Annotated in this window: 29 protein-coding genes; 19 read left to right on the top strand and 10 right to left on the bottom strand. The window is 64.7% G+C overall.

Features of this window, described 5'->3' with window-relative positions:
- Positions 1-10 precede the first annotated feature (10 nt).
- Complete coding sequence (locus ACAG21_RS05595) at positions 11-877, top strand: alpha/beta fold hydrolase (protein ID WP_370494961.1); 867 nt, start codon at positions 11-13, stop codon at positions 875-877.
- Between the two features lie 5 nt (positions 878-882).
- On the opposite strand, the gene ACAG21_RS05590 is transcribed toward ACAG21_RS05595, so the two are convergent.
- Positions 883-1,356: a hypothetical protein gene (locus ACAG21_RS05590; RefSeq protein ID WP_370494960.1), complete on the bottom strand. Its 474-nt coding sequence runs from the start codon at positions 1,354-1,356 to the stop codon at positions 883-885.
- A 36-nt stretch (positions 1,357-1,392) separates the two neighbouring features.
- On the opposite strand from ACAG21_RS05590, the gene ACAG21_RS05585 reads away from it, so the two are divergent.
- The 12 genes from ACAG21_RS05585 to ACAG21_RS05530 all read left to right on the top strand — a co-directional run bounded on the left by ACAG21_RS05585 (position 1,393) and on the right by ACAG21_RS05530 (position 13,546).
- The gene (locus tag ACAG21_RS05585; protein WP_370494959.1) at positions 1,393-2,694 is read left to right on the top strand and encodes an NADH-ubiquinone oxidoreductase-F iron-sulfur binding region domain-containing protein; all 1,302 of its coding nucleotides are present in this window, start codon (positions 1,393-1,395) and stop codon (positions 2,692-2,694) included.
- Positions 2,691-2,987 (top strand): ferredoxin, encoded by a 297-nt coding sequence (locus tag ACAG21_RS05580; RefSeq protein ID WP_370494958.1) that lies wholly within the window; start codon positions 2,691-2,693, stop codon positions 2,985-2,987. The genes ACAG21_RS05585 and ACAG21_RS05580 overlap by 4 nt, the downstream gene beginning before the upstream one ends.
- Before the next feature lie 379 nt (positions 2,988-3,366).
- Positions 3,367-3,804, top strand: coding sequence for an MmpS family transport accessory protein (locus ACAG21_RS05575; protein WP_370494957.1), 438 nt, complete (start codon positions 3,367-3,369; stop codon positions 3,802-3,804).
- Entirely contained in the window at positions 3,801-6,668 is a 2,868-nt protein-coding gene (locus tag ACAG21_RS05570) for an RND family transporter (protein ID WP_370494956.1), read from the top strand. Before ACAG21_RS05575 ends, ACAG21_RS05570 begins: the two co-directional genes overlap by 4 nt.
- Before the next feature lie 71 nt (positions 6,669-6,739).
- Complete coding sequence (locus ACAG21_RS05565; protein ID WP_370494955.1) at positions 6,740-7,363, top strand: TetR/AcrR family transcriptional regulator; 624 nt, start codon at positions 6,740-6,742, stop codon at positions 7,361-7,363.
- Positions 7,364-7,386: 23 nt separating this feature from the next.
- Positions 7,387-7,707 (top strand): hypothetical protein, encoded by a 321-nt coding sequence (locus tag ACAG21_RS05560; protein WP_370494954.1) that lies wholly within the window; start codon positions 7,387-7,389, stop codon positions 7,705-7,707.
- Between the two features lie 133 nt (positions 7,708-7,840).
- Positions 7,841-9,505 (top strand): OB-fold domain-containing protein, encoded by a 1,665-nt coding sequence (locus ACAG21_RS05555; RefSeq protein WP_370494953.1) that lies wholly within the window; start codon positions 7,841-7,843, stop codon positions 9,503-9,505.
- A gap of 7 nt (positions 9,506-9,512) precedes the next feature.
- Positions 9,513-10,403: an alpha/beta hydrolase gene (locus ACAG21_RS05550; RefSeq protein ID WP_370494952.1), complete on the top strand. Its 891-nt coding sequence runs from the start codon at positions 9,513-9,515 to the stop codon at positions 10,401-10,403.
- On the top strand, positions 10,400-11,215 hold the full coding sequence (locus ACAG21_RS05545) for an NAD(P)-dependent oxidoreductase (RefSeq protein WP_370494951.1): 816 nt from the start codon (positions 10,400-10,402) through the stop codon (positions 11,213-11,215). The genes ACAG21_RS05550 and ACAG21_RS05545 overlap by 4 nt, the downstream gene beginning before the upstream one ends.
- On the top strand, positions 11,212-12,009 hold the full coding sequence (locus ACAG21_RS05540; RefSeq protein WP_370494950.1) for an NAD(P)-dependent oxidoreductase: 798 nt from the start codon (positions 11,212-11,214) through the stop codon (positions 12,007-12,009). Before ACAG21_RS05545 ends, ACAG21_RS05540 begins: the two co-directional genes overlap by 4 nt.
- Before the next feature lie 120 nt (positions 12,010-12,129).
- Positions 12,130-13,335 (top strand): cytochrome P450, encoded by a 1,206-nt coding sequence (locus ACAG21_RS05535; protein ID WP_370494949.1) that lies wholly within the window; start codon positions 12,130-12,132, stop codon positions 13,333-13,335.
- Between the two features lie 10 nt (positions 13,336-13,345).
- Complete coding sequence (locus ACAG21_RS05530) at positions 13,346-13,546, top strand: ferredoxin (RefSeq protein ID WP_370494948.1); 201 nt, start codon at positions 13,346-13,348, stop codon at positions 13,544-13,546.
- A gap of 3 nt (positions 13,547-13,549) precedes the next feature.
- On the opposite strand, the gene ACAG21_RS05525 is transcribed toward ACAG21_RS05530, so the two are convergent.
- The 9 genes from ACAG21_RS05525 to ACAG21_RS05485 form a co-directional block, all read right to left on the bottom strand.
- Positions 13,550-13,783 (bottom strand): DUF1330 domain-containing protein, encoded by a 234-nt coding sequence (locus ACAG21_RS05525; protein ID WP_370495048.1) that lies wholly within the window; start codon positions 13,781-13,783, stop codon positions 13,550-13,552.
- 81 nt (positions 13,784-13,864) lie between these two features.
- Positions 13,865-14,065, bottom strand: a complete 201-nt coding sequence (locus ACAG21_RS05520; RefSeq protein WP_370494947.1) for a ferredoxin — start codon at positions 14,063-14,065, stop codon at positions 13,865-13,867.
- The gene (locus ACAG21_RS05515; RefSeq protein WP_370494946.1) at positions 14,062-15,345 is read right to left on the bottom strand and encodes a cytochrome P450; all 1,284 of its coding nucleotides are present in this window, start codon (positions 15,343-15,345) and stop codon (positions 14,062-14,064) included. The genes ACAG21_RS05520 and ACAG21_RS05515 overlap by 4 nt, the downstream gene beginning before the upstream one ends.
- A 143-nt stretch (positions 15,346-15,488) precedes the next feature.
- Positions 15,489-16,004 carry a hypothetical protein gene (locus ACAG21_RS05510; RefSeq protein ID WP_370494945.1) on the bottom strand — a complete coding sequence of 172 codons (516 nt, stop codon included), beginning with the start codon at positions 16,002-16,004 and terminating at the stop codon, positions 15,489-15,491.
- Positions 16,005-16,036: 32 nt separating this feature from the next.
- Entirely contained in the window at positions 16,037-16,630 is a 594-nt protein-coding gene (locus ACAG21_RS05505) for a TetR/AcrR family transcriptional regulator (RefSeq protein ID WP_370494944.1), read from the bottom strand.
- A gap of 106 nt (positions 16,631-16,736) precedes the next feature.
- Positions 16,737-17,885, bottom strand: coding sequence for an acetyl-CoA C-acyltransferase (locus ACAG21_RS05500; RefSeq protein WP_370494943.1), 1,149 nt, complete (start codon positions 17,883-17,885; stop codon positions 16,737-16,739).
- Between the two features lie 4 nt (positions 17,886-17,889).
- Entirely contained in the window at positions 17,890-18,702 is an 813-nt protein-coding gene (locus ACAG21_RS05495) for an enoyl-CoA hydratase/isomerase family protein (RefSeq protein WP_370494942.1), read from the bottom strand.
- A 55-nt stretch (positions 18,703-18,757) separates the two neighbouring features.
- Positions 18,758-19,924, bottom strand: coding sequence for an acyl-CoA dehydrogenase family protein (locus ACAG21_RS05490; RefSeq protein ID WP_370495047.1), 1,167 nt, complete (start codon positions 19,922-19,924; stop codon positions 18,758-18,760).
- Between the two features lie 72 nt (positions 19,925-19,996).
- Entirely contained in the window at positions 19,997-21,295 is a 1,299-nt protein-coding gene (locus tag ACAG21_RS05485; protein ID WP_370494941.1) for an amidohydrolase family protein, read from the bottom strand.
- Positions 21,296-21,713: 418 nt separating this feature from the next.
- Between ACAG21_RS05485 and ACAG21_RS05480 the strand changes: the two genes are divergently transcribed.
- From ACAG21_RS05480 to ACAG21_RS05455, 6 genes are read left to right on the top strand one after another with little or no spacing between them, the layout of a single operon-like run.
- Complete coding sequence (locus ACAG21_RS05480; protein WP_370494940.1) at positions 21,714-22,244, top strand: carboxymuconolactone decarboxylase family protein; 531 nt, start codon at positions 21,714-21,716, stop codon at positions 22,242-22,244.
- A gap of 18 nt (positions 22,245-22,262) precedes the next feature.
- Positions 22,263-23,540 carry an aromatic ring-hydroxylating dioxygenase subunit alpha gene (locus ACAG21_RS05475; protein ID WP_370494939.1) on the top strand — a complete coding sequence of 426 codons (1,278 nt, stop codon included), beginning with the start codon at positions 22,263-22,265 and terminating at the stop codon, positions 23,538-23,540.
- Positions 23,524-23,847 carry a hypothetical protein gene (locus tag ACAG21_RS05470; RefSeq protein WP_370494938.1) on the top strand — a complete coding sequence of 108 codons (324 nt, stop codon included), beginning with the start codon at positions 23,524-23,526 and terminating at the stop codon, positions 23,845-23,847. Before ACAG21_RS05475 ends, ACAG21_RS05470 begins: the two co-directional genes overlap by 17 nt.
- Positions 23,848-23,850: 3 nt before the next feature.
- Positions 23,851-25,074: an amidohydrolase family protein gene (locus ACAG21_RS05465; RefSeq protein ID WP_370494937.1), complete on the top strand. Its 1,224-nt coding sequence runs from the start codon at positions 23,851-23,853 to the stop codon at positions 25,072-25,074.
- Positions 25,049-25,480 (top strand): nuclear transport factor 2 family protein, encoded by a 432-nt coding sequence (locus ACAG21_RS05460; RefSeq protein WP_370494936.1) that lies wholly within the window; start codon positions 25,049-25,051, stop codon positions 25,478-25,480. The genes ACAG21_RS05465 and ACAG21_RS05460 overlap by 26 nt, the downstream gene beginning before the upstream one ends.
- Positions 25,481-25,490: 10 nt before the next feature.
- Positions 25,491-26,597, top strand: coding sequence for an acyl-CoA dehydrogenase family protein (locus ACAG21_RS05455; protein ID WP_370494935.1), 1,107 nt, complete (start codon positions 25,491-25,493; stop codon positions 26,595-26,597).
- The last annotated feature ends 1 nt before the right edge of the window (position 26,598 follow it).

The raw sequence follows: 26,598 nt of genomic DNA, 5'->3' as shown, positions 1-26,598 counted from the left end.
GGAGAATCGCGTGCCATCAATTGAGATCAACGGGGGAAACGTCGTCTACGAAATCCTCGGTGACTCAGGTGATCTCATTGCCCTGACCCCAGGCGGACGGTTCAGCAAGGAAATCGAAGGTCTGCGTCCGCTGGCGGATGCACTTGCCGCGGGCGGCTACCGGGTGCTGCTGTGGGACCGGCCCAACTGCGGGGCGTCCGATGTGCAGTTCTACGGCCAGAGCGAGTCGCACATGCGCGCCGAGACCCTGCACAAACTGGTGACCGGGCTGGGCTTCGAACGCTGCATTCTCGCCGGCGGGTCCGGCGGGGCAAGGGATTCCATGCTGACCACGATGCTCTACCCGGAGATGGTCACCAAGCTGGTGGTATGGAACATCGTCGGCGGCGTCTACGGCAGCTTCGTGCTCGGCTCCTTCTACATCATCCCCAGCATCCTCGCGGTGCGCGGCACCGGCATGGACGGCGTGATCAACGTGACCGAGTGGAAAGAGCGTATCGCGCAGAACCCGGCCAACAAGCAACGGTTCCTCGACTTCGACTCCGACGAATTCCTCAAGCTCATGCTGCGCTGGCTCAACGCATTCGTTTCCAAGCCGGGGCAGACGATTCCCGGTGTCGAGGACGAAATGTTCGACCGGATAAGGGTTCCCACGTTGATCATTCGTGGCGGCGAGAACGACATGGATCATCCCAAGCGGACGTCGCTGGAAGTCAGTTGCCTGATCAAGGGATCAAAGCTCATCGACCCGCCGTGGCCCGAGGACGCCTGGGAGCGTGCCTCCGAGGACCGTGCGGCGGGCCGGGTGAAGCACTTCAACATGTTCGACACCTGGGTGCAGGCAGCCCCCCCGATCCTCGAATTCCTGGGCTCGTAATGGCGTCACACGGTGCGAATGTGGACCTCGCAGTTGAGCGACGCTTCCAGCGCCGTGTGGACCCGGCTTTCCGGAATCCGATCGAGATCCGCCTCGCGCACCGTGACGTAGACGATGTCGAATCCGTCGTCGCCGGGCGTGCGCACGATGTCACCGGTGAGCCCGAACCCGGCCAGTACGCCGTGGGCGTCGTCATCGGTTCCGCGGCTGACAAAGGTGACCACACCCGGGACAGGGGCGTTGCTGAACACTTTGGCGCACAACCCGATTGCGGCTTCTTTGGCCGTGTCGCTGTTTTCGGCCGCGATGAGCAATTCGACTTCACGGCGAGTTTTGGGCATGGCCGCGAGGTCGTTCTCGACCACGCCGGCACCGGCGTGACCCGCGAGCTCCAGGAGCGCTGCCATGCCGTCACGTAGTTGGGCCGGCGTCAGCACGCCTTCCGGGTCGACGTTGACACGCACCACCGCAGTTCGCATGGGCGCAAGCCTAACTAAGACGATGGCAGGCCAGCTTTGAACACCACGCAGTCCACCACGATCACCACCGCCACGCTTCCCGGGTGCGCACCGCGGTTGCTGAGCGCGCAAGCCGGTCGGGAAGACCTGGCTGCGTACCGACAGCTCGGCGGCTACCGTCGGCTCGCCGACGCCCAGGCATTGCTCGACGAAGTCCAAGCCAGCGGACTCGTGGGCCGCGGCGGCGCGGCCTTCCCGCTTGCGGTCAAGTTGCGCACGGTGCGCGACAACGGCCGTCTGATCACCGCTGCGCCCGTCGTCGTCGCGAATGGTGAAGAGGGAGAACCGGCTTCGGTCAAGGACCGCTGGCTGCTGCGCAACCGCCCCCATCTGGTGCTGGACGGACTGCGATTGGCCGCGGCGGTGGTGGCCGCGGACCGCGCCTACGTGTACGTGTCCGACCCTGAGTCGGCCTACAGCGTCGAAACCGCGCTCGGCGAGCTGGATTCCGACACCCTCGGTGTCACGGTCCGCGTATTGACCGTCCAGCCCGGATACGTGGCCGGCGAGGAGACCGCCGCGGTTCGGGTGATCAACGGGGGCCCGGCCAAACCGACCGACAAGCCGCCACGCCCATTCGAAGCGGGCGTCGATGAGCTGCCCACGCTGGTCAGCAATGTCGAGACGCTGGCCAATCTGCCTTACGTACAGGGCAACGGTTCGGCGGCGTTCCGCTCGCAGGGCACGTCGCTGTCGACCGGCACGTTCTTGGCCACGATCACCGGTGCCGGCAAGCCGCCGGTGCTGTACGAACTGCCCCACGGTCTGGCGTTCACCGAATTGCTTGCACTGCACGGCATTTCCCCTGAAAACGTGCGGGGCGCACTGATGGGTGGATACTTCGCGGGTGTGCTCAACCGGGCCGTGCTGGACACCACGCTGGACCACGAGACGATGCGGCGCCTGGGCAGCGGCCTGGGCTGCGGTGCGGTCTCGGTGATCACCGATGAGTGCCCCGTCGCGGTTGCGGCGGCCGTGCTGGCCTATTTCGACCGCGAGAATGCCGGCCAATGCGGGTCCTGCTTCAACGGGACGGCGGCGATGGCGGCCGCCGCCGGGGCGCTGCGCGACGGCGCCGCAACCACGGAGGACGTCGACCGGTTGCGCCGCTGGTCGGTGCTGCTGCGCGGACGCGGCGCCTGCGCCACACTGGATGCCGCCACCAATGTGGCCGCGAGCCTGCTCGACCAGTTCCCGGCCGAGGTCGCGGCGCATCTCGACAACACCTGTCCGGATTGCGCCGGCGGCGCATTCCGTGCCGAACGTCCCTACGAGGCGCAAGCTCTGAGGCAAGTATGAAAATCCGTCTGGACCGCACCATTTGCGACGGCTTCGGAGTCTGCGCCAAGTACGCGCCCGGATATTTCTCGCTGGACGACTGGGGTTATGCATCCCTGATCGGGGACGGCACCGTGGCCGAGGCGGATCGCGACGCCGTGATGCGCGCACTGATGGATTGCCCGGTGCATGCCATCACCGAACTCGGTGAACGCATCTTTCCCGCCGCCTCGCTACCGCTTACCGAGGTAGACGATCCGGCCGAGCATCTCAAAACCGACGAGAACGAAGCCGAATGGGGCTTCACCCGTTGAGCTTTCCCGGCTCTGATTCGTAACTCACCTTCGACACCGTCGGCGGCTAAGAGGACGGGGGCAACTGCCCGCTGGGCATCCGAGACGGATGCGAGCTAGGCAGGGCAAATCTTCTGCACCACAACGCGTACCGGCTCCGGCGCGCGCTGAGCAGCAGCAAGTTCGCTCCGACCGCCACTCCAAAGAGATGGCCGGCGACTTGGGGCAACGGTTCTGCGTTTTGACGCAATCGGATTAATTCGCGGGCCGCGCGGTCGTGCTGTACAGTTCCCCGTTGTGACGGAACGCGAGTTCCGTGTAGTGCCAAAATTGCCGTACCGGTCTCTGCGCTGCCTTGGGCGGAGCGCAGACCAAAGCTGGCAGACGTCAGGGGAAGACTGTGTTTCGAATCGTCAAGCGGGCGTGGATGCCGTTGCTCCTTCTCGTCGTGATCGTGCTGGGCGGTTACGTGGTCGTGCAGGTCCGCGACACCTTTGGCGCCAACGGCACGGCGATGTCCGGCGAGGCGAACGCCGATAATACGAAACCCTTTAATCCCAAACACATTACGTATGAAATAACCTCTTCGACGGGCGGGACTGTGAGCCTGAATTATTTGGATGAGAACGGGCAGCCGCATCTTGTCGACGCTGCGCCGTTACCGTGGTCGTACACGATCGTGACGACGTTGCCCTCGATGTCGGCCAACATTGTCGCCCAGGGCAGTACCGAGGTAAACGCGATCCGGTGCCGGGTGATCGTCGACGGTCAGGTGCGCGATGACCGTCACAGCGATGAGTACCAGCCGTTCATCTACTGCTTGGTGAAAGCCGTATGAGCACTACGCATTCGCTGCCCGGCCGACCGGTACTTGCCCGGCCGATTCGCGTCCTTTCGCTGCCGATCGTGTTGTTTTGGGTGCTCCTTGCGGTCGGCCTCGGTTTGATCTCACCGTCACTGGATGATGTGGCCGCCCAGCACTCGGTGCCGATGACCCCAAAGGACGCTCCGGCGTTCAAATCGATGATGCAAATCGGCCGGGTGTTCCACGAGTTCCGTTCTGACTCTTCGGCGATGGTGGTGTTGGAGGGCCAAGACAAACTCGGAGACAGCGCGCACGAATTCTACGACCGGATCGTGGCCAAGCTGAAGGCCGACACCGCCCACGTGCAGCATGTCCAGGACTTCTGGGGCGACCCTTTGACCGCCGCGGGTTCGCAGAGCGCGGACGGCAAGGCCGCCTATGTGCAGGTGTTCCTCGATGGTGATCAAGGGACCACACCCAGTCACGAGTCGGTAGCCGCAGTGCGCAAGATCGTCGCCGAGGTGCCCGCGCCGCCTGGCGTCAAGGCGTACGTGGCGGGCAACACGGTGCTCAACGCCGATGTCAGCTTGGTGGGGCACAAGAGCATGGCGACGATGGCGCTGGTCTCGATCGGTGTCATCCTGGTGATGCTGCTGGTGGTCTACCGCTCGGTCGGCACGACCATCTTCTGCCTGGTGATCATCGGCATCGAATTGTTTGCCGCACAGGGAGTTACGGCTACTGCCGGCAACGTGGGGATCATCGGCCTCACCCCATATGCGGTGAGCATGGTGACCATGCTGAGCATCGCGGCGGGAACGGATTACATCATCTTTCTCCTCGGCCGCTATCACGAGGCCCGGGCCCTCGGCCAGGATCGGGAGGACGCGTTTTACACCGCGTATCAGGGCGTTTCGCACGTGATCTTGGGTTCGGGTTTGACGATCGTGGGCGCCTGCGTCTGCCTGACGGCGACCCGGCTGCCATATTTCCAGACCATGGGGCTGCCGTGTGCGATCGCGTTGCTGGTGATCGTGCTGTCGGCACTGACCCTGGCACCTGCTGTGCTGGCTTTGGGATCTCGGTTCGGCCTCTTCGACCCGAAAGGCAATCTCTCCACCCGTAATTGGCGCAAGGTCGGGACCGCCGTGGTGCGCTGGCCGATACCGATCCTTCTCGTGACGATCATGATCGCCGTGATCGGTTTCGTCAGCCTGACCACCTATGTACCCAATTACAACGATCAAAAGTTCACGCCCCAAGATATGGCGGCCAACGTCGCATACGCCGCCGCCGATCGACACTTCTCCCAGGCCCGCATGAATCCCGAGCTGCTGATGGTCGAGGCCGACCACGATCTGCGGAACCCGGCGGACATGCTCGTCGTCGACCGAATCGCCAAGAGCGTGTTCCACTTACGGGGCATCGAACGCGTGCAGACCATCACCCGGCCACTGGGGGCCCCGATCGAGCACAGCTCGATTCCGTTTCAGATCGCGATGCAGAACTCCGGCACTCTGCAAACGGCAAAGTTCATGAACGACAACATGGCTCACATGCTCGAGCAGGCCGACGAGCTAGGCAAGACGATCTCCACGATGGAACACATGTATAGCGTCATGCGCGAGTTGACCGCGACCACGCACAGCATGGTGGGCAAGACCCACGACATGGTGGACACAACCAACGAATTGCGCGAGAACATGGCGGATTTCGAAGACGTCTGGCGGCCGATTCGCTCCTACTTCTACTGGGAGAAGCACTGCTTTGACATTCCGATCTGCTGGTCACTGCGGTCGATTTTCGACGCGCTCGACGGTATCGACAAGCTCGCCGACCAAATCAAAGGACTCAGCGGTGATCTCGACCACATGGATCAGTTGATGCCCCAGATGCTGGCCGATTTCCCGCCGATGATCGACACCATGAAGACGATGCGCGACTTCATGCTCTCGATGCATAGCACGATGCAGGGCACCCAGGCCCATCAGCAAGAGGCCGCCGAAGGATCGACGTTGATGGGGCAATACTTCGACGAGGCGAAAAACGACGACTCGTTCTATCTACCACCGGAAGTCTTCAAAAGCCCGGACTTTGTGCGCGGCCTCAAGATGTTTGTCTCTCCCGACGGAAAGGCCGCCCGGTTCATCATCACCCACCAGGGTGACCCCGCCACCGTCGAGGGCATCAAACACGTCGAGGGCATCAAAGACGCCGTCGCCGACGCCATCAAGGGCACACCGCTGGAGTCCTCGAAGGTCTACGTGGCCGGGATGGCCTCGATGTACAGCGACATGCAACAAGGGGTGATCATCGACCTTCTCGTCGCGGGAATCTCGGCGATGATCCTGATCTTCGGCATCATGTTGCTCATCACCCGCAGCCTGGTGGCCGCGCTCGTCATCGTCGGCACCGTCGCGGCGTCTCTGGGCACCGCCTGCGGCCTGTCGGTCTTGCTCTGGCAAGACATCATCGGCCTGGGCGTGCAGTGGATTGTGTTGCCGCTGTCCGTCGTGATCCTGCTGGCGGTGGGCTCCGACTACAACTTGCTCGTGGTGTCGCGACTCAAAGAAGAAATCCACGCGGGCCTCAACACAGGGATCATCCGCGGCATGGGCGCCTCCGGGCGGGTGGTCACCGCCGCAGGCATGGTCTTCGCCTTCACGATGATGTCGATGATCGTCAGCGAGCTCCGGGTGATCGGGGAGCTGGGCACCACCATCGGGTTGGGCCTGTTGGTCGACACGTTGATCGTGCGCTCGTTCATGACGCCGTCGATCGCCGCCGCCCTCGGACGCTGGTTCTGGTGGCCGCTGAACACCTTCCGCATTAGGCGATCCAGCCCGGCGGCCGACGATGCGCACACCGCACCGATCCCACAGTTAGTGGCGCCATGAAGCTAACCTGCCGGTCTGCGGGTCTGCCAGACTGTCGATGGAAAGGTAGTTCAGTCGACGGAGCAGGGCCCATGACAGGACGGGAATCCAAACTGCGCCAACGCACGGACGGGCGTTTGGACCGATCGCGCGATCCCGCCATCCTCAATGCCGCTTTGGCGGCTCTCGCCGAGCATGGGTATGACGCCACCAACATGAACGATGTCGCCGCGCGCGCCGGCGTGGGAAAGGCCGCAATCTATCGACGGTGGTCATCCAAGGCGGCCTTGATCACAGACGCTCTGATTTATTGGCGACCCGATCTGCTCACCGATGACGTCCCGGACACGGGCAGCCTGGCCGGCGACCTGGATGATCTGGTCGAACGCGTCAGACTCAATGACACCAGCCTGGTCAGCAACGATCTGGTGTTGCGCGTCGCGATGGAAGCCGCGCACGAGCCCGAACTCGCATCGGCACTCGATGACCTCATGCTTTGCAAAGGCAAACGCACGATATCCGCGATCCTGACGCAAGCCGCTGACCGCGGCGAAATATCGGCCGATCAGGACTGGTCAATGGTGGCCGACGTGCTCGTGGCCATGGCCCTGTTGCGGGTTGCCCGCGGAGAATCCGTCGATGCCAACTTCGTACGGCAGGTCATCGACACCCTGATCCTGCCCGTCGTGCACGCGTCAACGAACAAGACCGAGTAGGACAACGTATTAGGAGGGCCGTCATGGGGTGGTTCGTTCGTCGTTTGACCGCCGTCATTGCGGTCGTTTTCGGGGCAATGGCGACGGCGGCGATCGTGACGCCGGGAATCAGCTCGGCGCAGTGCGATTCGAACATGTCGTGGAATCAGGCGACCTTCGAGTGCAAACCGCCGCCGCCGGTGCCCGCGTGGTACGTGGCCCCGCCGGCGTATGCGCCGTCGTTCGCCGGGCTTGACGTGCCGCCCCCACCGCCACGGCCGTGGTGGTCACCGAACGATCCGATGTGGAGCGTCGGCTTTCACCAATGGGGTGCCTATTTCAACGGCGTCTGGGTCCCGTACTGACGCCGGCGGTCGTCGTCCCAATCCTTTTCGCGTGTCTGGCTCACGCCTGCCTGGCAGTGATAACGTAATTCTCCGATTCGTATAACGGGCCTACCACGTTGCACCCACGGGCCGGTCGACTCGCGGAGGTGACGTGTCAGCAGCACCGGGACGCCCATTGCCCCAGGTCACGCAGGAGAATGAGTTTTTCTGGACCTCGGGCGCCGACGGCAAGCTTCGGCTGCAGGCATGCCAGGCCTGCGAATCCCTGATCCATCCGCCGGCGCCGGTGTGCCGTTATTGCCGGTCGTTGGATATCGCGGTCCGCACGGTTTCCGGCAAGGCGACGCTGGCCGGCTTCACCATCAACGAGCGGTTCAGCCTGCCCGGGCTGGTGGCGCCCTACGTGATCGCGCAAGTTGCGATCGCCGAGGACCCGCGGGTGCGATTGACAACCAACATCGTGGATTGCGAGCCCGATCAGCTCGAGCTCGGCCAACAGGTCGAGGTCGTCTTCGAGCAGGTCGAGGACGTGTGGTTCCCGCTGTTTCGGCCCATCCCCGACGCCAATCCCGCTGCGCTACCGGTCGACGAGATCGCACCGGAACGCTTCGGCGAATACGTGCGCCCGATGCTCACCACCGACAAGTTCGAAGACAAGGTAGCGCTGACCGGGATCGGCATGTCACCGATCGGCCGGCGGCTGATGCAACCGCCGCTGGCGCTGACCGTGCAGGCCTGCGAGGCCGCGATCGCCGACGCCGGCCTGACGTACGCCGACATCGACGGCCTGTCCACCTACCCCGGCGCGATCAATGTCGGCGGATTCGGGGAGGGCGGCACCACCGCTCTCGAGGGTGCGCTGGGTATTCGGCCGACGTGGCACAACGGCGCGATGGAGACGTTCGGTCCGGGTGGCTCGGTGATCGCCGCGATGCTCGCGGTCGCCTGCGGGCTGGCGCGTCACGTGCTCTGCTTCCGAACGCTGTGGGAAGCCACCAACAGCGAGCTGATGAAGCAGGGCAAGATCGCCCCCCCAGGCGGTTTCGGGGGCCGGATGTCGGGCTGGCAGATGCCATTTGGCGCCACCTCCGCGGCTCACACGTTGGCGATGAACGCGCAGCGCCACTTTCAGCGATACGGCACCACCAAAGAAACGCTGGGCTGGATCGCGCTGAACCAGCGGGCGAACGCCGAACTCAACCCGACGGCCATCTACCGAACCCCGATGACGATGGACGACTACCTCAACGCGCGCCCCATCACGACGCCGTTCGGCCTGTACGACTGCGACGTGCCGTGCGACGGCGCGATCGCCGTGATCGTCTCCGCGATCGACGTGGCCCGTGATCTGGCCAAGCCCCCGGTCCTGGTCGAGGCTGTCGGAACGCAGATCGTCGAGCGACTCGACTGGGACCAGAGCACGCTGACCCACGAGCCGCAGGTACTGGGCCAGTCCGCGCATGTCTGGACGCGCACCTCGCTGCGGCCCGCCGACGTCGACGTCGCCGAGCTGTACGACGGGTTTTCATTCAACTGCCTGTCCTGGATCGAGGCGCTGGGCTTCTGCGGAATCGGCGAGGCCAAGGAGTTTCTGGACGGCGGCAAGAACATCGCCCGCGATGGCCAGCTGCCGCTCAACACGCACGGCGGCCAACTATCGCATGGCCGCACCCACGGCATGGGCCTGCTGCACGAGGCCATCACCCAATTGCGCGGCGCCGCGGGCGACCGCCAGGTCGACCATGCCCGGGTCGGGGTAGTCAGCAGCGGCGGCCTCACCCCCAGCGGCGTGCTCCTGCTGCGGGCCCCGGAATGAGGCGAGCATGAGCACTGCCGCGCCGACTCCGCGCCCCCGGCTGGTGATCGTCGACGGGGTGCCGATGTCGGCGGTGGTTTGCGAAGCCGCTGACCCCAAGGCCGTGATCGTGGCCATCCACGGCGGCGGCACCACCGCGGTCTACTTCGACTGCCCCGGCCACCCGTCGTATTCGTTACTACGCACCGGTGCGGCCGCGGGATTCACCGTGGTGGCGCTCGACCGGCCCGGCTACGGCAGTTCGGCGCCCTACCCCGAGGCGATGGTCTCCGGCGACCAGCGCGTCAACCTGGCATACGGCGCGGTCGAACGCATCATTGGCGAACGACCAAGCGGTGCAGGACTTTTCGTGATGGGCCATTCGGGCGGCTGCGAGCTGACGATGCGAATGGCCGCCGATGAGCGCGGTGCCGAGCTGCTCGGCATCGAATTGGCGGGCACCGGCCGGCACTATCACCCGGCGGCCAAAGAGATACTCAAAACAGCGACCCGCGAACGCCGCCCGCCCGGCATGCGCGACCTGCTGTGGAGCCCGGCGAACATGTATCCACCCGAGGTCCTCGGCGGAGCGACGGTGTCCCCGTCGGCTCCCTCCTACGAGGACCAGATGGTGTCGGACTGGGCCCGTCAAACCTTCCCGACGCTGGCCCCGGCCGTGCGGGTGCCGGTGCACTTCAGCATCGCCGAGCATGAAAAGGTCTGGCAGACCGATGATTCGGCGGTGCAGGAGATCGTCTCGATGTTCTCCGGCGTGCCGCGCTTCACCCTGCACCGGCAACCTGACGCCGGCCACAACATCAGCCTCAGCCACCGCGCACCGGAATACCACGCGAAGGTTCTCGGGTTCGTCGACGAGTGCGTGGCCGCGCGTTCAACCGACGAAGAGGCCGCCGGATGAGAGTCGGATTCATCGGATTGGGCAGCCAGGGCGGCCCCATGGCCCGGCGGATCGTCGAAGGTGGCTTCGCGACCACGCTGTGGGCGCGCCGACCCGCGTCGGTCGAGCCGTTCGCCGACACCTCGGCGGAAATCGCGTCGTCACCTGCCGAACTCGCCGCCGTCAGTGATCTGGTCTGCCTCTGCGTGGTCAGCGAGGCCGACATCGAGGAAATCGCCACCGGTGAACAGGGCCTGTTCGCGGGCCTGCAACCGGACAGTGTGATCGCGGTGCACAGCACCGTACACCCGAAAACCTGTCAAACAATCGCGAAAAAAGTTGCTGGCAAAGGTGTTTCGGTACTCGATGCCCCGGTCAGCGGCGGCGGTCCGGCTGCGGCGCAGGGCCGTTTGATGGTGATGGTCGGCGGCGAAACCGACACGGTTGAGCGCTGCCGTCCCGTCTTCGAAACCTATGGCGATCCCGTCGTCCACCTCGGCGAACTGGGCACCGGCCAAACCACCAAACTGCTCAACAACTTATTGTTCACCGCGAACCTGGGAACCGCGGCCACCGCCCTTTCGCTGGCGCAGTCCCTCGGCGTCGCACCGGATCGGCTCGTCGAAGTCGTCTCACGCAGCAGCGGAAACAGCTTCGCGCTCAACGCCATCGGCGGAATCGGCGGCTTGGACCGGCTGGCCGGCGTAGCGGGCACGTTGCTGCAGAAGGACGTGCGGCTGATCGTCGACCTCGCCGAGGCGGCCGCCGCCCGCGGGGGCGCCGTCCTCGATGCGGCCGACGCCGCGCTCACCCTGATGGAACACCCGAGGTGAAAGTCGGGTTCATCGGAGCCGGGCGGATGGGCCGTCCCATGGTGGCGCGTCTCGCCGCGGCGGGCCACGACGTGACGGTCTTGGTCCGCGACGCGACGAATGACGCCCAGCGCCACGATCTCGAGCAGCTGGGCGCAACCGTGGTGGACGCGGTAGACGACACCGCCGCGCAAGCCGATGTGGTGGTGCTCTGCGTGTTCACCGACGAGCAGGTGCGCCAGGTCTGCCTGGACGGCCCGCTGCTGTCGGCCATGCCGATGGGTTCGACCCTGGTGGTGCACACCACGACCCGCCCCGGAACGATCGAGGCCATCGCCGCCCGGGCGGGCCGTGTCCAGGTCGTCGACGCCGCGGTCAGCGGCGGCCCGCATGACATCGCGGCGGGCACCCTCACGCTGTTCGTCGGCGGCCAGGATGACACCGTGGCCCGACTGCAAGCACTATTGGGCTGCTACGGCGACCCGGTGCTGCACGTCGGCCCGCGCGGCGCCGGCCAGACGGTGAAGCTGGTCAACAATGCCCTGTTCGCCGGCCACCTCGGGCTGCTTGCCGAGTCGATCCGGCTGGGCGAGCGCCTCGGCGTTGCCGAACCGACCCTGCTCGGCGCATTGGCGCAGGGCAGCGCCACCAGCCGGGTGCTGGACCTTATCGCCGCGACGGGCTCGATCGCGGGGTTCATCGAGGTGGCCGGGGAATTCATCGGAAAAGACATCGCCGCCGTGCGCGGCATCGCCGCAGACCTCGGTGCCCTCGACGACGTCATCGGGGTCCTCGATGTCGGCGGAAAGGTTTGACATGTCGGCACTTCGGTTCTTCCCGGTTCGCGACGAAAGCGCTACCGTTAGCGTTACAGTCAGGCATTCAACCGTAACGGTTCCAGCCCGCCCTAACCCTCGCCGCTGAGGAGCATGTCAGTGACAAAGCCGAAAGTTCTCTTTGATCCGTACTCCGACGACTTCTACAACAATCCGTTCGAGATCTATGCGCGGATGCGCGAAGACGCCCCGTTGTACTACGACGAGAAAGAGGACTTCTACGCGCTGACCCGCCACGTTGACGTGTCCGCGGCATTCAAAGACTTCGAGACGTACTCCTCGGCGCGCGGCTGCGACCTGGCGATGGTGCGCCGAGGTGTCTCACCTGAGCAGCGGTCGATCATCTTCATGGACCCGCCGGACCACCGCCACATGCGCAGCCTGCTCAACAAGGCGTTCACCCCCCGGGCCGTCCAATCGCAGCGCGAAACGATCATCGAGGTGATCGACAAGTACCTGGGGGCTTGCGATCCGGACAACTTCGACGTGGTGCAGGACTTCTCCGGGCCGTTCCCGGTGGAGGTCATTACCCGGATGGCCGGCGTGCCAGAGGAGTACCGCCAGCAGGTGCGGCACTGGATCGACACCAGCCTGCATCACGAACCCGGGCAGATCGAGATCAGCGAGGCCGGGATGCAGGCCAACATCGAGACCGCGATGTATTACTACGGCCTGATTCAACAGCGGCGGGCGGACCCGCAGGACGACATGATCAGCAGGTTGATCGCGGCCGAGATCCCCACCGAAGACGGTCAGCCCCGCAAACTCGACGACATCGAGATCTGCGGGTTCGCAACCCTTCTGGGCGGCGCCGGCGCCGAGACCGTCACCAAACTGATGGGTAACGCGGCGGTCATCTTCGCCCGGCACCCCGACCAGTGGCAGAAGCTGCAAGAAGACCGCGAGAAGATCCCGGGGGCCGTCGAAGAGTTGTTGCGCTACGAGGGGCCGGTGCAGTACAACGTCCGCTACACCCTCAAAGAGGCACACGTCAGCGGCGGCGTGATTCCCCCCTTCAAGCCGGTATTCCTGTGCGGCGCAGCGGCCAACCGCGACAGCGACGCGTTCACCGACGCCGACACGTTCGACATCGAGCGCGACCAGACCGAGGCGCAACATCTGGGCCTGGGATACGGCATTCACAGCTGCCTCGGTGCCGCTCTCGCCCGCCTGGAAAGCAGGATCGCACTGGAGCGACTGCTGGACTTCATGCCGCGCTACGAGGTGGACTGGTCGGCGTGCAAGCGGGTAACCATGCAAAACGTGGCGGGCTGGAAGAGCGTGCCCGTCAAAGTGCTTCGATGAGGGGGCCACGATGACGAGGAAGATCGAGGTCGATTGGGGACTCTGCGAGAGCAACGGTGTCTGCATGGGCATCAACCCCGAGATCTTCGAGCTCGGTGATGACGACATGCTGACCGTTCACACCGAAGAAGTCACCCCGGAGAACGAGGCCGACGTGCGCGAGGCCGTGCGTCAATGCCCTCGGCAGGCGATCGCGATCGTCGGAGAGTAGCGGTCAAAATCCGGAGAGGATGACCACGTTGCAGTCGGCGGCCGCGTGGCGCAGTTTCGCCGCCTGCTGGTAGCCCTCGGATTCGTACCACGCGCGGGCTGCGTCGACGGACTCGAACTCCAGCACGACGGTCTGGTCGCCGTGCCAGTTGCCCTCAACGACTTTCGGCGCGGCGTCCACTGCGAGAGCGGTGGCGCCGCTCATCGTCGGAATCGCAGCCTCGGCGTAAGCCTTCATGCCCTCCGGGTCCTTGATGGCCTCGGTAAGGATGACATACCCTTTCGGCACTCGAATCTCCTTATTTGCGTGTGTATCTGGTCAGCTCTCGTCTTTGACTTCGCTGATGGCCTGCTCGGGGCAGCATTCGATGGCTTCCTGCGTGGCGGCTTCCAATTCCGTTGGGACATCGGAATCTATCGCTTCTGCGTAACCGTCGTCGGTCAGGCTGAACACGTCCGGACAGAGCGTGAGACACATACCGTGGCCGCGACAGCGTTGATCATCTACCCAAACTTTCATGCCAGCGTGAACTCCAAATGCAATTCGGTCAGGCCACGCAGAATGTACGTCGGAACGTATTGGTAGCGGCGGTCATTGGCCGGCCCGTGCATCTGCTCGTTGATCCTGATGTCGGTCGTGCGATCCAGCAGCCGCTCGAGCGCGACGCGGGTTTCGGCCCTCGCCAATGGCGCACCCGGGCAGCTGTGGATACCGCGCCCGAAGGAGATGTGCTGGCGGGCATTCTTGCGGGCCGGGTCGAACGTGGTCGGGTCCTCGAACCGGCGCGGGTCGCGGTTGGCCGCCGCCTGCACGATCATCACGGTGGTGCCGGCGGGCAGGTCGACGCCGCCGACATTGACCGGCCTCCGGTTCATCCGGAAGTCGCCCTTGACCGGGCTCTCGTGGCGCAGCGACTCCTCGATGAAGTTGGGCAGCAGGCTGCGGTCCCTGCGCAACTGCGCCTGGATGTCGGGGCGCTCGCCAAGTGTCTGCAACGCCGCGCCGAGCAGCCGAACCGTGGTCTCCTGGCCCGCGGAGAAGACGTTGGCGGCAACGCGCGCAACGTCCTCGACCTCCGGTGTCGAACCGTCGGGGAAGGTGGCGGTCGCCAGGCCGGTCAGCACGTCGTCGCGCGGGTTTTGCCGTCGGTCGCGGACATAGTCGGAGAACAGGCCGTACAGGAATTCCAGCGGGCTGTGTGACAGCGATTCCTTGCCGGTGCCGCCGATCCCACCACCCGCGTGTTCGGCGATGCCCTTGACGAACTTGTCGCGATCTTCCAGCGGCACGCCCAGCAAGTCGGCGATCACCAGCAATGTGAACGGGCCGGCGAAGCCCTTGATCCATTCACCGCGGCCGGGTGCCAGGAAGTCGTCGAGGGCCTGGTCGGCGAGCGCCCACATCGCGTCCTCGTTCTCCTTGAGGCGCTTGGGGGTGATCAGCCGCATCAGCAGCGATCGGTGATTGGTGTGGGTGGGCGGGTCGAGGGTGGGCAGCTGGTCGCTGAACGGCAGCTCGTCGCGATGCTGTTCGATCAGGTCGGTGATGTCACTGTCTTCCAGACCCTCGAGGCTCACCGGGAAGCCGGGAAACGGCCCGGTCACCGAGATGCACGAGGACCAGGTCTCCGCGTCGTTCAGCACGGCGCAGGCCTCTTCCCAGCCGGTGACCATCGTGACCCCGTGGTGCTCTTCGCGGGCCACCGGGCATTGCTCGCGCAGCGACTCGTAATAGGGGTACGGGTCCGCGATGAGCTCTTTGCCCCGGAAGAAGTCCATCTTGGAGAAGTCGTTCGTCATCTTGCTCCGTTCGAATCTCAGCAATGAGAATGAGCCTCTCAGAGATGAGCATTAGATTTCCACACAGCGTGATCGTCGTCAACGACGGGTGCCGCGAAGCGGTCACGACGCGTCGAATCCGCCCGGAAGCGCGAACCCCGGACTTAGCCGGCCGGGACCAGGTCGGCCGCCACCGACGGACAGGCCAGCAGGCCGCTGCGGAAGTTCTCGGTGTGACCGATCGAGTACTCAGGCATCGCCGCGGCGGCCAGCGCCTTGGCCTTGAACATCTGGGCGGCCATGCTCAGCCGGTGTTGTACCCGGCCGACGCTGCCATCGAGTTCCGCGGGCCAGGTGTCGCCCCACAGCGTGACCTCGGTGACGCCGTGATCGAGGGCCCGCAGGACGCCCTGGCGCACCCGCGAATCGCAACCCACCAGATCGGCCGCCGCCGCCAGCGCCTGCGGGCGGGGACGGTCGTCGACCGACTCCAGCGTGCGGTCCAGGTCGAGGGTACGGGCCCCGATGATCTGCAGCGGCCGAAGATCGGAGTGGTCGGCCAGGTCGGTGAGCAGGACGGTGACGTCCCACCCGGCCATCGACCGGTCGAACAGCCACCCCCCGGCGAATCGCACCACGTCGAGGACGCTGGAGGCGACGACGTCGAGCCGGTACCTCATGTCGTGCTCAGTGGCCTTGTCGGTTGCTTTTTCTAAGGCGTGAAGTCCCGCGCCAGCGTCTCGGCGTACTGCTTGAACACCTCGGTCAGAGGTATCGAAGGATCGAGCAACCATGTGGTTTCCATTCCGTGGACGAAGGCGAGTATCTCCACTGCCTTGATGGTGGGGTCGATGTCCCCGCGGTACCGGCCGTCGGCCTGACCGGTGCGGATGAGGTCGGCGACGATGTCGACGGCTTGCCGGTGCCGGTCGAGCATTCGGTCGTGCAACGGGGCGTCGGGTTGGATGTTCTCGACCAGCAGCACCGTGAACGTGCCGACCAATTCGGGCGCGCGGTGGAATCGATCGGCGACCGCGGAGATCTGGGCCATCAGGTCGCCGGCACGGTCGGCGTGCGAATCGTCGTCCTGATCGCGGGCGTCCAGAACCGCGTGCAGGAGCTGTTCCTTGGACTCGAAGTGATGCAGCAGCCCCGCGGGGGTGACGCCGGCCTCGCCGGCGATCTGGGCCAGCGTGGTGTTGCGCCAGCCGTTACGAATCAGCAGCCGCTGGGCGACCGAGAGGATCCGCTGCTTGCGGTCCTCACCTTTGGCGAGAAGCGTGTCGTAACGCCGTGCGTCGGGCACCGGGCTCCTTTGACCGATTGGCGGACTGAACCAACCTTCTGAACACACAGTAGGTAGGTTTGCCGCCTGTGACAACCGTCTCAGGCGGACTCATAAAAAGCTGGTGCTAAGCGACCAATTCGACCAGGGTGGCGTTGGCCGTGCCACCGCCCTCGCACATGGTCTGCAGCCCGTAACGAATGCCGTTATCGCGCATATGGTGCGCCAATCGGGTCATCAGCACCGCCCCCGACGCGCCCAGCGGGTGGCCCAGTGCGATGGCGCCGCCCAGCGGATTGACCAGGCTAGGCTCGGCGCCCGTCTCAGCGATCCAGGCCAACGGGACCGGCGCGAAGGCCTCGTTGACCTCGAATGCACCGACCTCTGCCAGCGAGACGCCCGCCTTGCTCAGCACTTTTTCGGTGGCCGGAATGGGACCGGTGAGCATCAGCACCGGGTCCGCTCCGGTGACGGCTCCGGCACGGTACCGCACGATCGGTGTCAATCCCAGCTCAACCGCCATTTCCGAGGTCGTCACCAGCAGCGCGGCGGCACCATCGGAGATCTGCGAGGAATTGCCGGCGTGGATGACGCCGTCTTCGGCGAAGGCGGGCTTGAGCGCGCCCAGCTTCTCCACGGTGCTCCCCCGCCGCACACCCTCGTCCGCGGTGACGACGGCCTCGTCGTCGGTGATGACCGGGACCATCTGATTGGTGAACGCGCCGCTGTCCTGCGCCGCCGCGGCCCGTTCATGGGATTGAACGGAGAATTCGTCCAGTTGGGTGCGCGAGAAGCCCCACTTCTTGGCAATCATCTCCGCGGACAGACCCTGGTTGAAGGAGAAATCGTCATAGCGGGCGAGGACTTTCGGGCCGTAGGGCATGCCGGTCGCTCGCGCCGACCCCAGCGGTACGCGGCTCATGACCTCGACACCGCCTGCCACGACGACGTCTTGCTGGCCCGACATCACCGCCTGCACCGCGAAGTCCAGGGCCTGCTGGCTGGAACCGCAGGCCCTGTTGACCGTGGTTCCGGGAATGCTCTCGGGCCAGCCGGCGGCCAGTACGGCGTAGCGGCCGATGTTGCTGGACTGGTCGCCGACCTGAGACACACATCCCCAGATCACGTCGTCGACGATCTCCGGTCCCACCCCGGCGCGATCCAGCAGCTCGTTGAGGACGAGGGCGGACAGGTCCGCGGCGTGCATGCCCGACAGTCCGCCGTTGCGTTTCCCGACCGGCGTCCGCACCGCCTCGACGATGACCGTCTCCCGCATGTCTCTACTCCAATTCCTGGTCAGATTTCGATAGCGCCCACCGGCCAGTAAACGACGGTTCCCGTCGCTCGCTGAAGGCGGCATAGGCGGCGGCCGCATCCGCGGTCGCGAAGTTGCCGATCTGCGCGCGTGCCTCGTTGGCCAGCGCGTCGCGCAAGGTGCGGTCGGCGCCCTCGTTGAGCAGGGCTTTAGTCTGGGCCAATGCAATCGGCGGACCCGCCGCCAGCCGCCCGGCCAAATCCTGAACGAATGTGTCGATCTCCTCGGCCGACACCACCCAGGTGACCAGGTTCAGCGCGAAGGCTTCCGCGGCGTCGATGGTGTCGGCCAGCAGTGCCAGCCGCTTAGCCTGTTGCAGGCCAGCGAGTTTCGGCAACAGCCAGGAGCCGCCGAGGTCGATGGACAAGCCCCGTTTCGAAAAGATCTGCGAGAACGTCGAATCGGGCGTTGCGACCACCAGATCGCAGCCGAGCGCCAGGTTCCATCCGGCGCCGACCGCCACGCCCGTCACCTTGGCCACCGTCGGTTTCGGCAGCTCATGTAACGCCAGCGCGACGTCGGTGAGCCGTTGCAGCTTGTACTTCGGATGGATGTCGTCGGGAATACCGATGTCGGCGCCGGAGCAAAACGCCCCGCCGGCCCCGGTGATCACCAGCGCACGCACGCTGTGGTCACGGCCCGCCTCGAGCAGCGCGTCACGCAACGCGATCCACAGCTCGGGGCTGATGGCGTTCTTGCGGCGCGGACGGTTGAGCGTCAGCGTACGCACCCCATCGGTGTCCGCGGACAGCAGCACAGCGTCGTCGGTAGTGGTCATCGAGGTCGAACGTACGTCAGGTCACCAAGCCGCCGCCCACCGGCAGCACCTGCCATCAATAGCTCCTCGGCAGTTTCAGGACATTGGCGCCCAAGAAGTTCAGGATCATCTCCTGGCTGACCGGAGCGATCTTCATCAGCCGGGACTCACGGAAGTAGCGGGTGATGTGGTATTCCTCGGCGTAGCCCATGCCGCCGTGGGTTTGCAACGCCCGGTCGGCGGCGGCGAAGCCCGCATCGGCACAGAGGTACTTTGCGATATTCGCTTCGCGCCCACAGGGTTTGCCGTTGTCATACAGCCAGGTGGCCTTGCGCAGCATCAGTTCGGCGGCGTCGAGACGGGCCAGCGAATCCGCGAGCGGGAACTGCAGGCCCTGGTTCATGCCGATCGGCCGGCCGAAAACCTCACGCTCGTTGCCGTACTTCACCGCTTTTTCCAGCGCCACCCGGCCGATTCCGAGCGCCTCGGCCGCGATAAGCATCCGCTCAGGATTCAGGCCATCGAGAATGTACTGAAATCCCTTGCCCTCCTCGCCAACCCGGTCCTCGACCGGCACCTCTAGGTTGTCGATGAACAATTCGTTGGAGCTGACGGCATTGCGGCCCATCTTGCGGATCGGGCGGACGTCGACGCGGCTGCGATCGAGATCGGTGAGGAACAGCGTCATCCCGTCGGTCTTCTTGGCGACCTCGTCGTAGCTCTGGGTGCGGGTCAGCAACAGGATCTTGGAGGATTCCATTGCCTTGGAGATCCACACCTTGCGGCCATTGACGACGTAGCGGTCTCCGTCGCGCTTGGCGAACGTGGTGATACGTGAAGTATCAAGTCCGGCACCGGGTTCGGTCACGCCGAAGCAGACGTGCACCTCACCCGTCGCCACCGACGGCAGGGTTCGCGCCTTGAGATCGTCCGAACCGTGTACGACGACGGGTTGCATGCCGAAAATGGACAGGTGGATCGCGCTGGCCGCGTTCATCGCACCGCCGGCCTTGGCCACCTCCTCGAGCAGGATGGTCGCCTCGGTGATTCCGAGTCCATGGCCGCCGTACTCGGTCGGGATCGTCATACCGAGCCAGCCGCCGTCGGCTATCGCCTTGTAGAACTCGGTCGGAAACTCGTGCGCGAGATCCTTTTCCATCCAATACTGGTCGTCGAACTTGCGCGCGAGCTCTGCGACCGACTTGCGGATCAGCTCCTGGTCATCGGTCAGCTCGAAATTCATTCCACCGCCGGGCACTGCCAGATCTCCTTCAAGTCAGTTCGTGCACCGGCGCACCAGCGGTCCGGTGGGGCGTCAGTCCTTGTTCCCGCTAAGAGCTTTCGCGTTGGCCGCGAAGTCCGCGAAGGACGAGCCGGCCCGGCTGTCCTTGTCGTGGCCCGCCGCCTTGATCGAGACGTCGTGACCCTCGGCGGCTTTGCGCAGTGCACCAACGGTCGCCTGTTCGCGCGAAATGTGCGTGAAGGGGTCGAACGAGTACCACCGCATGGCGTTCTCGTAGGTCATTTTGTTGATCTCGTCATCGGGAACGTTGTTGATGGACAACACATCCCACAACTCTTCCGGAGCACCCGGCCACATCGAGTCGCTGTGCGGGTAGTCAGCCTCCCAGCAGATGTTGTCGATGCCGATCATGTTGCGTAGCGCCACTCCGACCCTGTCACTGATGAAGCAGGTCAGGAAGTGGTCGCGGAAGACCTCGCTGGGCAGTTTGCCCTTGAAGTCCTGGTGCGTCCAGGCGGAGTGCATCTCGTAGGTCCGGTCCGCGCGCTCCAGGAAGTAAGGAATCCAGCCGGTCCCTCCCTCGGAGAGCGCGACCTTCAGGTCCGGGTACTCCTTGATCGGCCGCGACCACAGCAGGTCGGCGGCGGCCTGCACGATGTTCATCGGCTGCAGCGTGATCATCACGTCCATCGGCGCATCCGGCGCCGTGATGGCCAACCGCCCCGAGGAGCCGATGTGCACGTTCATCACGGTGTCGGTGTCCACCAAGGCTTTCCACAACGGGTTCCAGTACTCGTCGTGGAAGCTGGGATAACCCATCGCGGCGGGGTTTTCGGTGAAGGTCAAAGCGTGCACGCCCTTCTTCGACACCCGGCGGACTTCGGCGGCGCACGCCTCGGCATCCCAGATCACCGGGATCGCCATCGGGATGAATCGCGCGGGATAGGCGCCGCACCACTCGTCGATGTGCCAGTCGTTGTAAGCCTGCACCAGCGCGATCGAGAAGTCGTGGTCGTCGGTGGCGAACAGCCGCCCGGCGAAACCGGGGAACGACGGGAAGCAGATTGAAGCCAGGATGCCGCCGGCGTTCATGTCCTTGACGCGCTCGTCGACGTTGTAACAACCGGGCCGGATCTCGTCGAGTCCGGTCGGCTCGATGCCGTACTCCTCCTTGGGCCGGCCGGCGACGGCGTTGAGCGCAACGTTGGGGATGACCGTGTCGCGGAACTTCCACATGTCCGAACCGTCATCGTTGTGCACCAGCCGCGGCGCGTCGTCCTGGTACTTCTTCGGCAGGTGGTTCTTGAACATGTCGGGCGGCTCGACGGTGTGGTCGTCGACGCTGATCAGCATCATGTCTTCTTTGTTCATGAGCTTCCCTCTCCATCGGATCCACGTGCAGTCTGCTCCAAGGGCATTGGCTGTCGTCTCGCCCCGCTACCTCTGAAAACTAGCTTCTCGCCAGGTGAGAATCAACATCCACAGGACTGGACGAGCAAATCGAGGCCCTGTTCCGGTATACCCCTTTCGGGCGCCGAGTGCCCTCTCACGTGCGACTACGCGACCAGAAAAAGGCCAGCACCGGGCCAGGGTCCTAAGCACAAACCAAAAATTTGTTCAGACAGGACAGGATGGCGCCCCAGGACCTGCCGACATAACGGCGTACGGCCGCAAGCCTCTCGGCCAGCTCCGGCACGCTACCAGTTGGCATTGACCAACCGCGCGAATCGTGCAAGTCTGTTGGTTGTAAATGAGAATCTGATTCTCTTTCACCGAGAGGATTCCGTTGATGCGCTTGTCGCCGCTGCCCGCGGATCAGTGGGACGAGGCTACCCAGCAGGCACTCTCGGCGATGCGGGGCGCGGACACCAATAACGCTCTGTCCACGCTGGCTCACCACCCGCCGCTGGCCAAGGCGTTCCTCCGATTCAACGTTCACTTGCTGATGACATCGACGCTGCCGGCCCGCATTCGTGAATTGGCCATTCTGCGCGTCGCCCATCGCCGCGAGTGCGCCTACGAGTGGTCGCACCACGTCAGCATGGCTAAGGCGGCGGGCATCACCGACGAGCAGATCGACGACGTTCGCCAAGGCGAGGCCACCGACGCGTTCGACCGCACGGTGCTGACCGCGGTCGACGAACTCGAGGAACAGTCTCAGCTGTCCGACCAGACCTGGGCGGCACTCGGTGAGCGCCTCAACGACCAGCAGCGCATGGATTTCGTCTTCACGGTTGGCTGCTACGCCCTGCTGGCCATGGCTTTCAACACTTTTGGCGTAGAGCTCGAACAGGCCGCCGAATCCGGCGGCAAGACCTAGACAAGAGAGGTTAGGAACGTGGCCCACTTCCCCAAGCCAGCCGCCGGCAGCTGGACGGAAAACTACCCCGAGCTAGGGACCGCGCCGGTCGACTACACCGACTCGATCGACCCGGCATTCTTCGAGGCCGAGCGCGACGCGGTCTTCAGGAAGACCTGGCTCAACGTCGGCCGGGTCGAGCGGCTGCCCAAGACGGGCAGCTACTTCACCAGGGAACTGCCGTCGGTCGGCAAGGGCACCTCGGTGATCATCACCAAGACCAAGGACGGGACGGTCAAGGCGTACCACAATGTCTGTCGGCACCGCGGAAACAAGCTGGTGTGGAACGACTTTCCGAACGAGGAGACCTCCGGCACCTGCCGGCAGTTCACCTGCAAGTACCACGCCTGGCGCTACAGCCTGGACGGCGATCTGACCTTCGTCCAACAGGAAGACGAGTTCTTCAACCTCGACAAGAGTCAGTACGGTCTGGCCCCGGTTCGGTGCGAGGTCTGGGAAGGCTTCATCTTCATCAACTTCGACGACAACGCGGCGCCGCTGACCGACTACCTCGGGCCGCTGGCCAAGAGCATCGAGGGCTATCCCTTCAGCGAGATGACGGAAACGTACTCGTACCGGGCCGAGGTCGGCAGCAACTGGAAGTTGTTCATCGACGCGTTCGTCGAGTTCTACCACGCGCCGATCCTGCACCAGGGGCAGTACACCAAGGAGGAAGCCGCCAAGATCCAGAAGTACGGTTACGAGGCACTGCACTACGAGGTGGCCGGCCCGCACAGCCTGCAGTCGACCTGGGGTGGCCAGGCGCCGCCGGCGGACATGAGCATGGTCAAGCCCCTGGACCAGGTGTTGCGCAGCGGCCTGTTCGGTCCGTGGGACAAGCCCGAGCTGATGCAGAACTTCGAGCTGCCACCGGGGGTCAACGTGAAGAAGGTGCCGCAGTGGGGCATCGACTCGTGGCTGTTCTACCCGAACTTCATGCTGCTGATCTGGGAACCCGGCTGGTATCTGACCTACCACTACTGGCCCACCGCGGTGGACAAGCACATCTTCGAGTCGTCGCTGTATTTCGTTCCGCCGCGCAATGCGCGGGAGCGCCTGGCCCAGGAGTTGGCCGCCGTGACGTTCAAGGAGTATGCGTTGCAGGACGCCAACACCTTGGAGGCAACCCAGACCATGATCGGCACCCGTGCCGTCAAGGAGTTCTTGCTGTGCGACCAGGAAGTCCTGATCCGCCACCTGCACAAGACCACCGGTGACTATGTGAAGGAGTACCAGCGCAATGGCGTTACCGTCTGAATTCGCTTCCCTGGAGCCGTTTTTGGAGTGGGATCTGGCCACCGAACCCGAGCGCTACGCCAAGCGGCTGGCCTCGACAATGCCCGAGATGCAGGCGTTCTATGACGTCGCGTTTCCGAAGCTGAACGACGCCATCGCGTACTGCGACAAGTTCCCCCTCGACGACCTGCCCGACGACGCGAAAAGCCTGATGCACATCATGCAATCGTTGGTCATGGTGTCCTTCCCGATCGAGGCATGGAAGCAGCCGCGCGTTCCCGACAGCGGCGCGGCGTGGGTCGAAGTCATCCGGGAACCGGTGATCTGAGCGGTGCAGACGCTCAAGGCTGCCGGACTGCTCGACGTCGACGCCGGCGTAATCGTCTCGCCCGCCGTCGTGAAGATCGCCGAAGACCGGATCGTCGGCGTCGGGGGTGAACCCGAAGGCGAGATCATCGATCTCGGCGATCAGATCCTGCTGCCCGGCCTGATGGACATGGAGGTCAACCTCCTGATGGGCGGGCGCGGTGAGATGCCCGGGCTGTCCCAGGTGCAAGACGATCCCCCGACGCGAGTGCTGCGTGCGGTCGGCAACGCCCGGCGCACCCTGCGCGCGGGTTTCACCACCGTGCGCAACCTGGGCCTGTTCGTCAAGACCGGCGGCTACCTGCTCGACGTCGCGCTGGGCAAGGCCATCGACGCGGGGTGGATCGACGGACCCCGAATCGTCCCGGCCGGACACGCGATCACGCCGACCGGCGGGCACCTGGACCCGACGATGTTCGCCGCCTTCATGCCGGGTGCGTTACAGCTCACGGTCGAAGAGGGCATCGCCAACGGCGTCGACGAGATCCGCAAGGCGGTGCGCTATCAGATCAAGCACGGTGCCCAGTTGATCAAGGTGTGCGTCTCCGGTGGTGTCATGTCGTTGACCGGTGAGGCTGGCGCACAACACTATTCGGACGAAGAGCTGCGCGCGATCGTCGACGAGGCGCACCGGCGCGGGCTGCGCGTCGCGGCACACACGCACGGCGCCGAGGCAGTCAAGCACGCGGTCGCGTGCGGTATCGACTGCATCGAACACGGCTTCCTGATGGATGACGAGGCGATCCAAATGCTGGTCGACAACGACCGGTTCCTGGTGACCACCCGCAGGCTCGCCCAGGCGATGGATGTGTCCCGCGCTCCGAAGGAATTGCAGGACAAGGCCGCCGAGATGTTCCCCAAGGCGGAAACATCGATCAAGGCCGCCTACGAAGCCGGGGTCAAGATCGCGGTCGGCACCGATGCGCCCGCAATCCCCCACGGCCGCAACGCCGACGAACTTGTCACGCTGGTCGAATGGGGCATGCCGCCGCTGGCGGTGCTGCGGGCCGCAACCACCACCGCCGCAGAGCTGATCAACAAGACCGACCGGGGCAGGCTGGCGTCGGGTCAGCTCGCGGATATCATCGCGGTACCGGGAAACCCGTTGGAAGACATCACCGTTACCCAACGCGTCAGCTTTGTCATGAAAGGCGGCAAGGTCTATGTCAACACAGCCAACCAGAACTGACGATCTGGTCGAGATTCAGCAGCTGCTCGCCCGCTACGCCGTCACCATCACCCAAGAAGACATCGACGGCCTGATCGGCGTCTTCACCCCGGACGGGACCTACAGCGCGTTCGGCTCCACCTACCGGCTGGACAGGTTTCCCGAGCTGGTGGCCGCCGCACCAAAGGGCTTGTTCCTCACCGGAACCGCCTTGGTCGAGAACCTGGACGGCGACTCGGCGAGCGGCACCCAGCCGTTGTGCTTCATCGACGGCTCCACGCATGACATGCGGATCGGCTACTACCGCGACACCTACCTGCGGACCGCGCAAGGCTGGCGACTCAAGACCCGCGCCATGACGTTCATCCGCCGCAGCGGTGTGCACGACTCCGGTCGCCCGCACGCCATCGGCCGCCCACAGCCCTGAAAGCCGAGCCGTGAATGTCGAGGAGTTCCGATCGGGTCTGCGTAAGTGGCTCGACGAGAACGACTTAACGCCCGGACCCGACCATTCGCTGCAGGGGCACATGCTGCAGTTCCGTCGCGTCAGCCGGGCGTTGTACGACGCCGATTGGATGCGTTACGGCTGGGCTGAAGAGGTCGGCGGGTTGGGCGGACCGGCGCTGCTGCGCGCGATCGTCGGCGAAGAGGTGGTGGGCCGGCGGTTGGCCGAGCCCGGCCCGTATTCGATGCTCGAGGTGCTGACACCCACGATGATCGACTACGCCCCGCCGGAACTGGCAGCGGAGATGGTGCCGCGGCTGCTGCGTGGCGAAGAACAATGGTGCCAGGGCTTTTCCGAGCCCGGCTCCGGCAGCGACCTGGCCTCGCTGACCACTCGGGCCGTCCAGGACGGCAACAACTGGATCGTCAACGGGCAGAAGGTCTGGACCAGCTTCGCGCAGTTCTCCACCCGCTGCATTCTGCTGACCCGCACCGGGCCCGGCCATGACGGCATCACCGCATTCTTCGTCGACCTCGACACCCCCGGCATCACCATCCGGCCGCTGCGCACCATGCACGGCGTCGACGAGTTCTGCGAGGTGTACTACGACGACGTGGTGATCCCGTCGAGCCGGATGCTCGGCAAACCCGGCGACGGCTGGAAACTCGCGATGGACCTGCTCCCCTTCGAGCGGTCCACCTGCTTCTGGCAGCGCATCGCCTACCTCTACTCGCGCTTCGACGCGTTGATCGCCGAGGTCTCCGGCGGTAGCCAGCACGGCGGTCATGACGAATACGATCTGGGCGCAGCGTATCTCGCGCTGCACACGCTGCGTTGCCGGTCGCGTGCCACCCAGTACCGGCTGCGCGACGGTGCCCGTCTGGGCCCCGACACCTCCATCGACAAGGTGCTGCTGGCCTCCGCCGAACAACGGCTGTACGACACCGTGCGCGACCTGCTGCCCGGCGACCTCGAGCTCGACGACACGCCGTGGCGATCGGAGTACCTCTACTCACGTGCGTCGACCATCTACGGCGGGACCGCCGAGATTCAGCGCAACATCATCGCCCGCCGGCTTCTCGACCTCGGGAAGGAGTGAT

Source organism: Mycobacterium sp. pR1184 (genome assembly GCF_041287235.1).
Classification (GTDB): Bacteria; Actinomycetota; Actinomycetes; order Mycobacteriales; family Mycobacteriaceae; genus Mycobacterium.
Note: the sequence above shows the minus strand (reverse complement) of the source record. Positions and strands in the feature narration are given on the sequence as shown.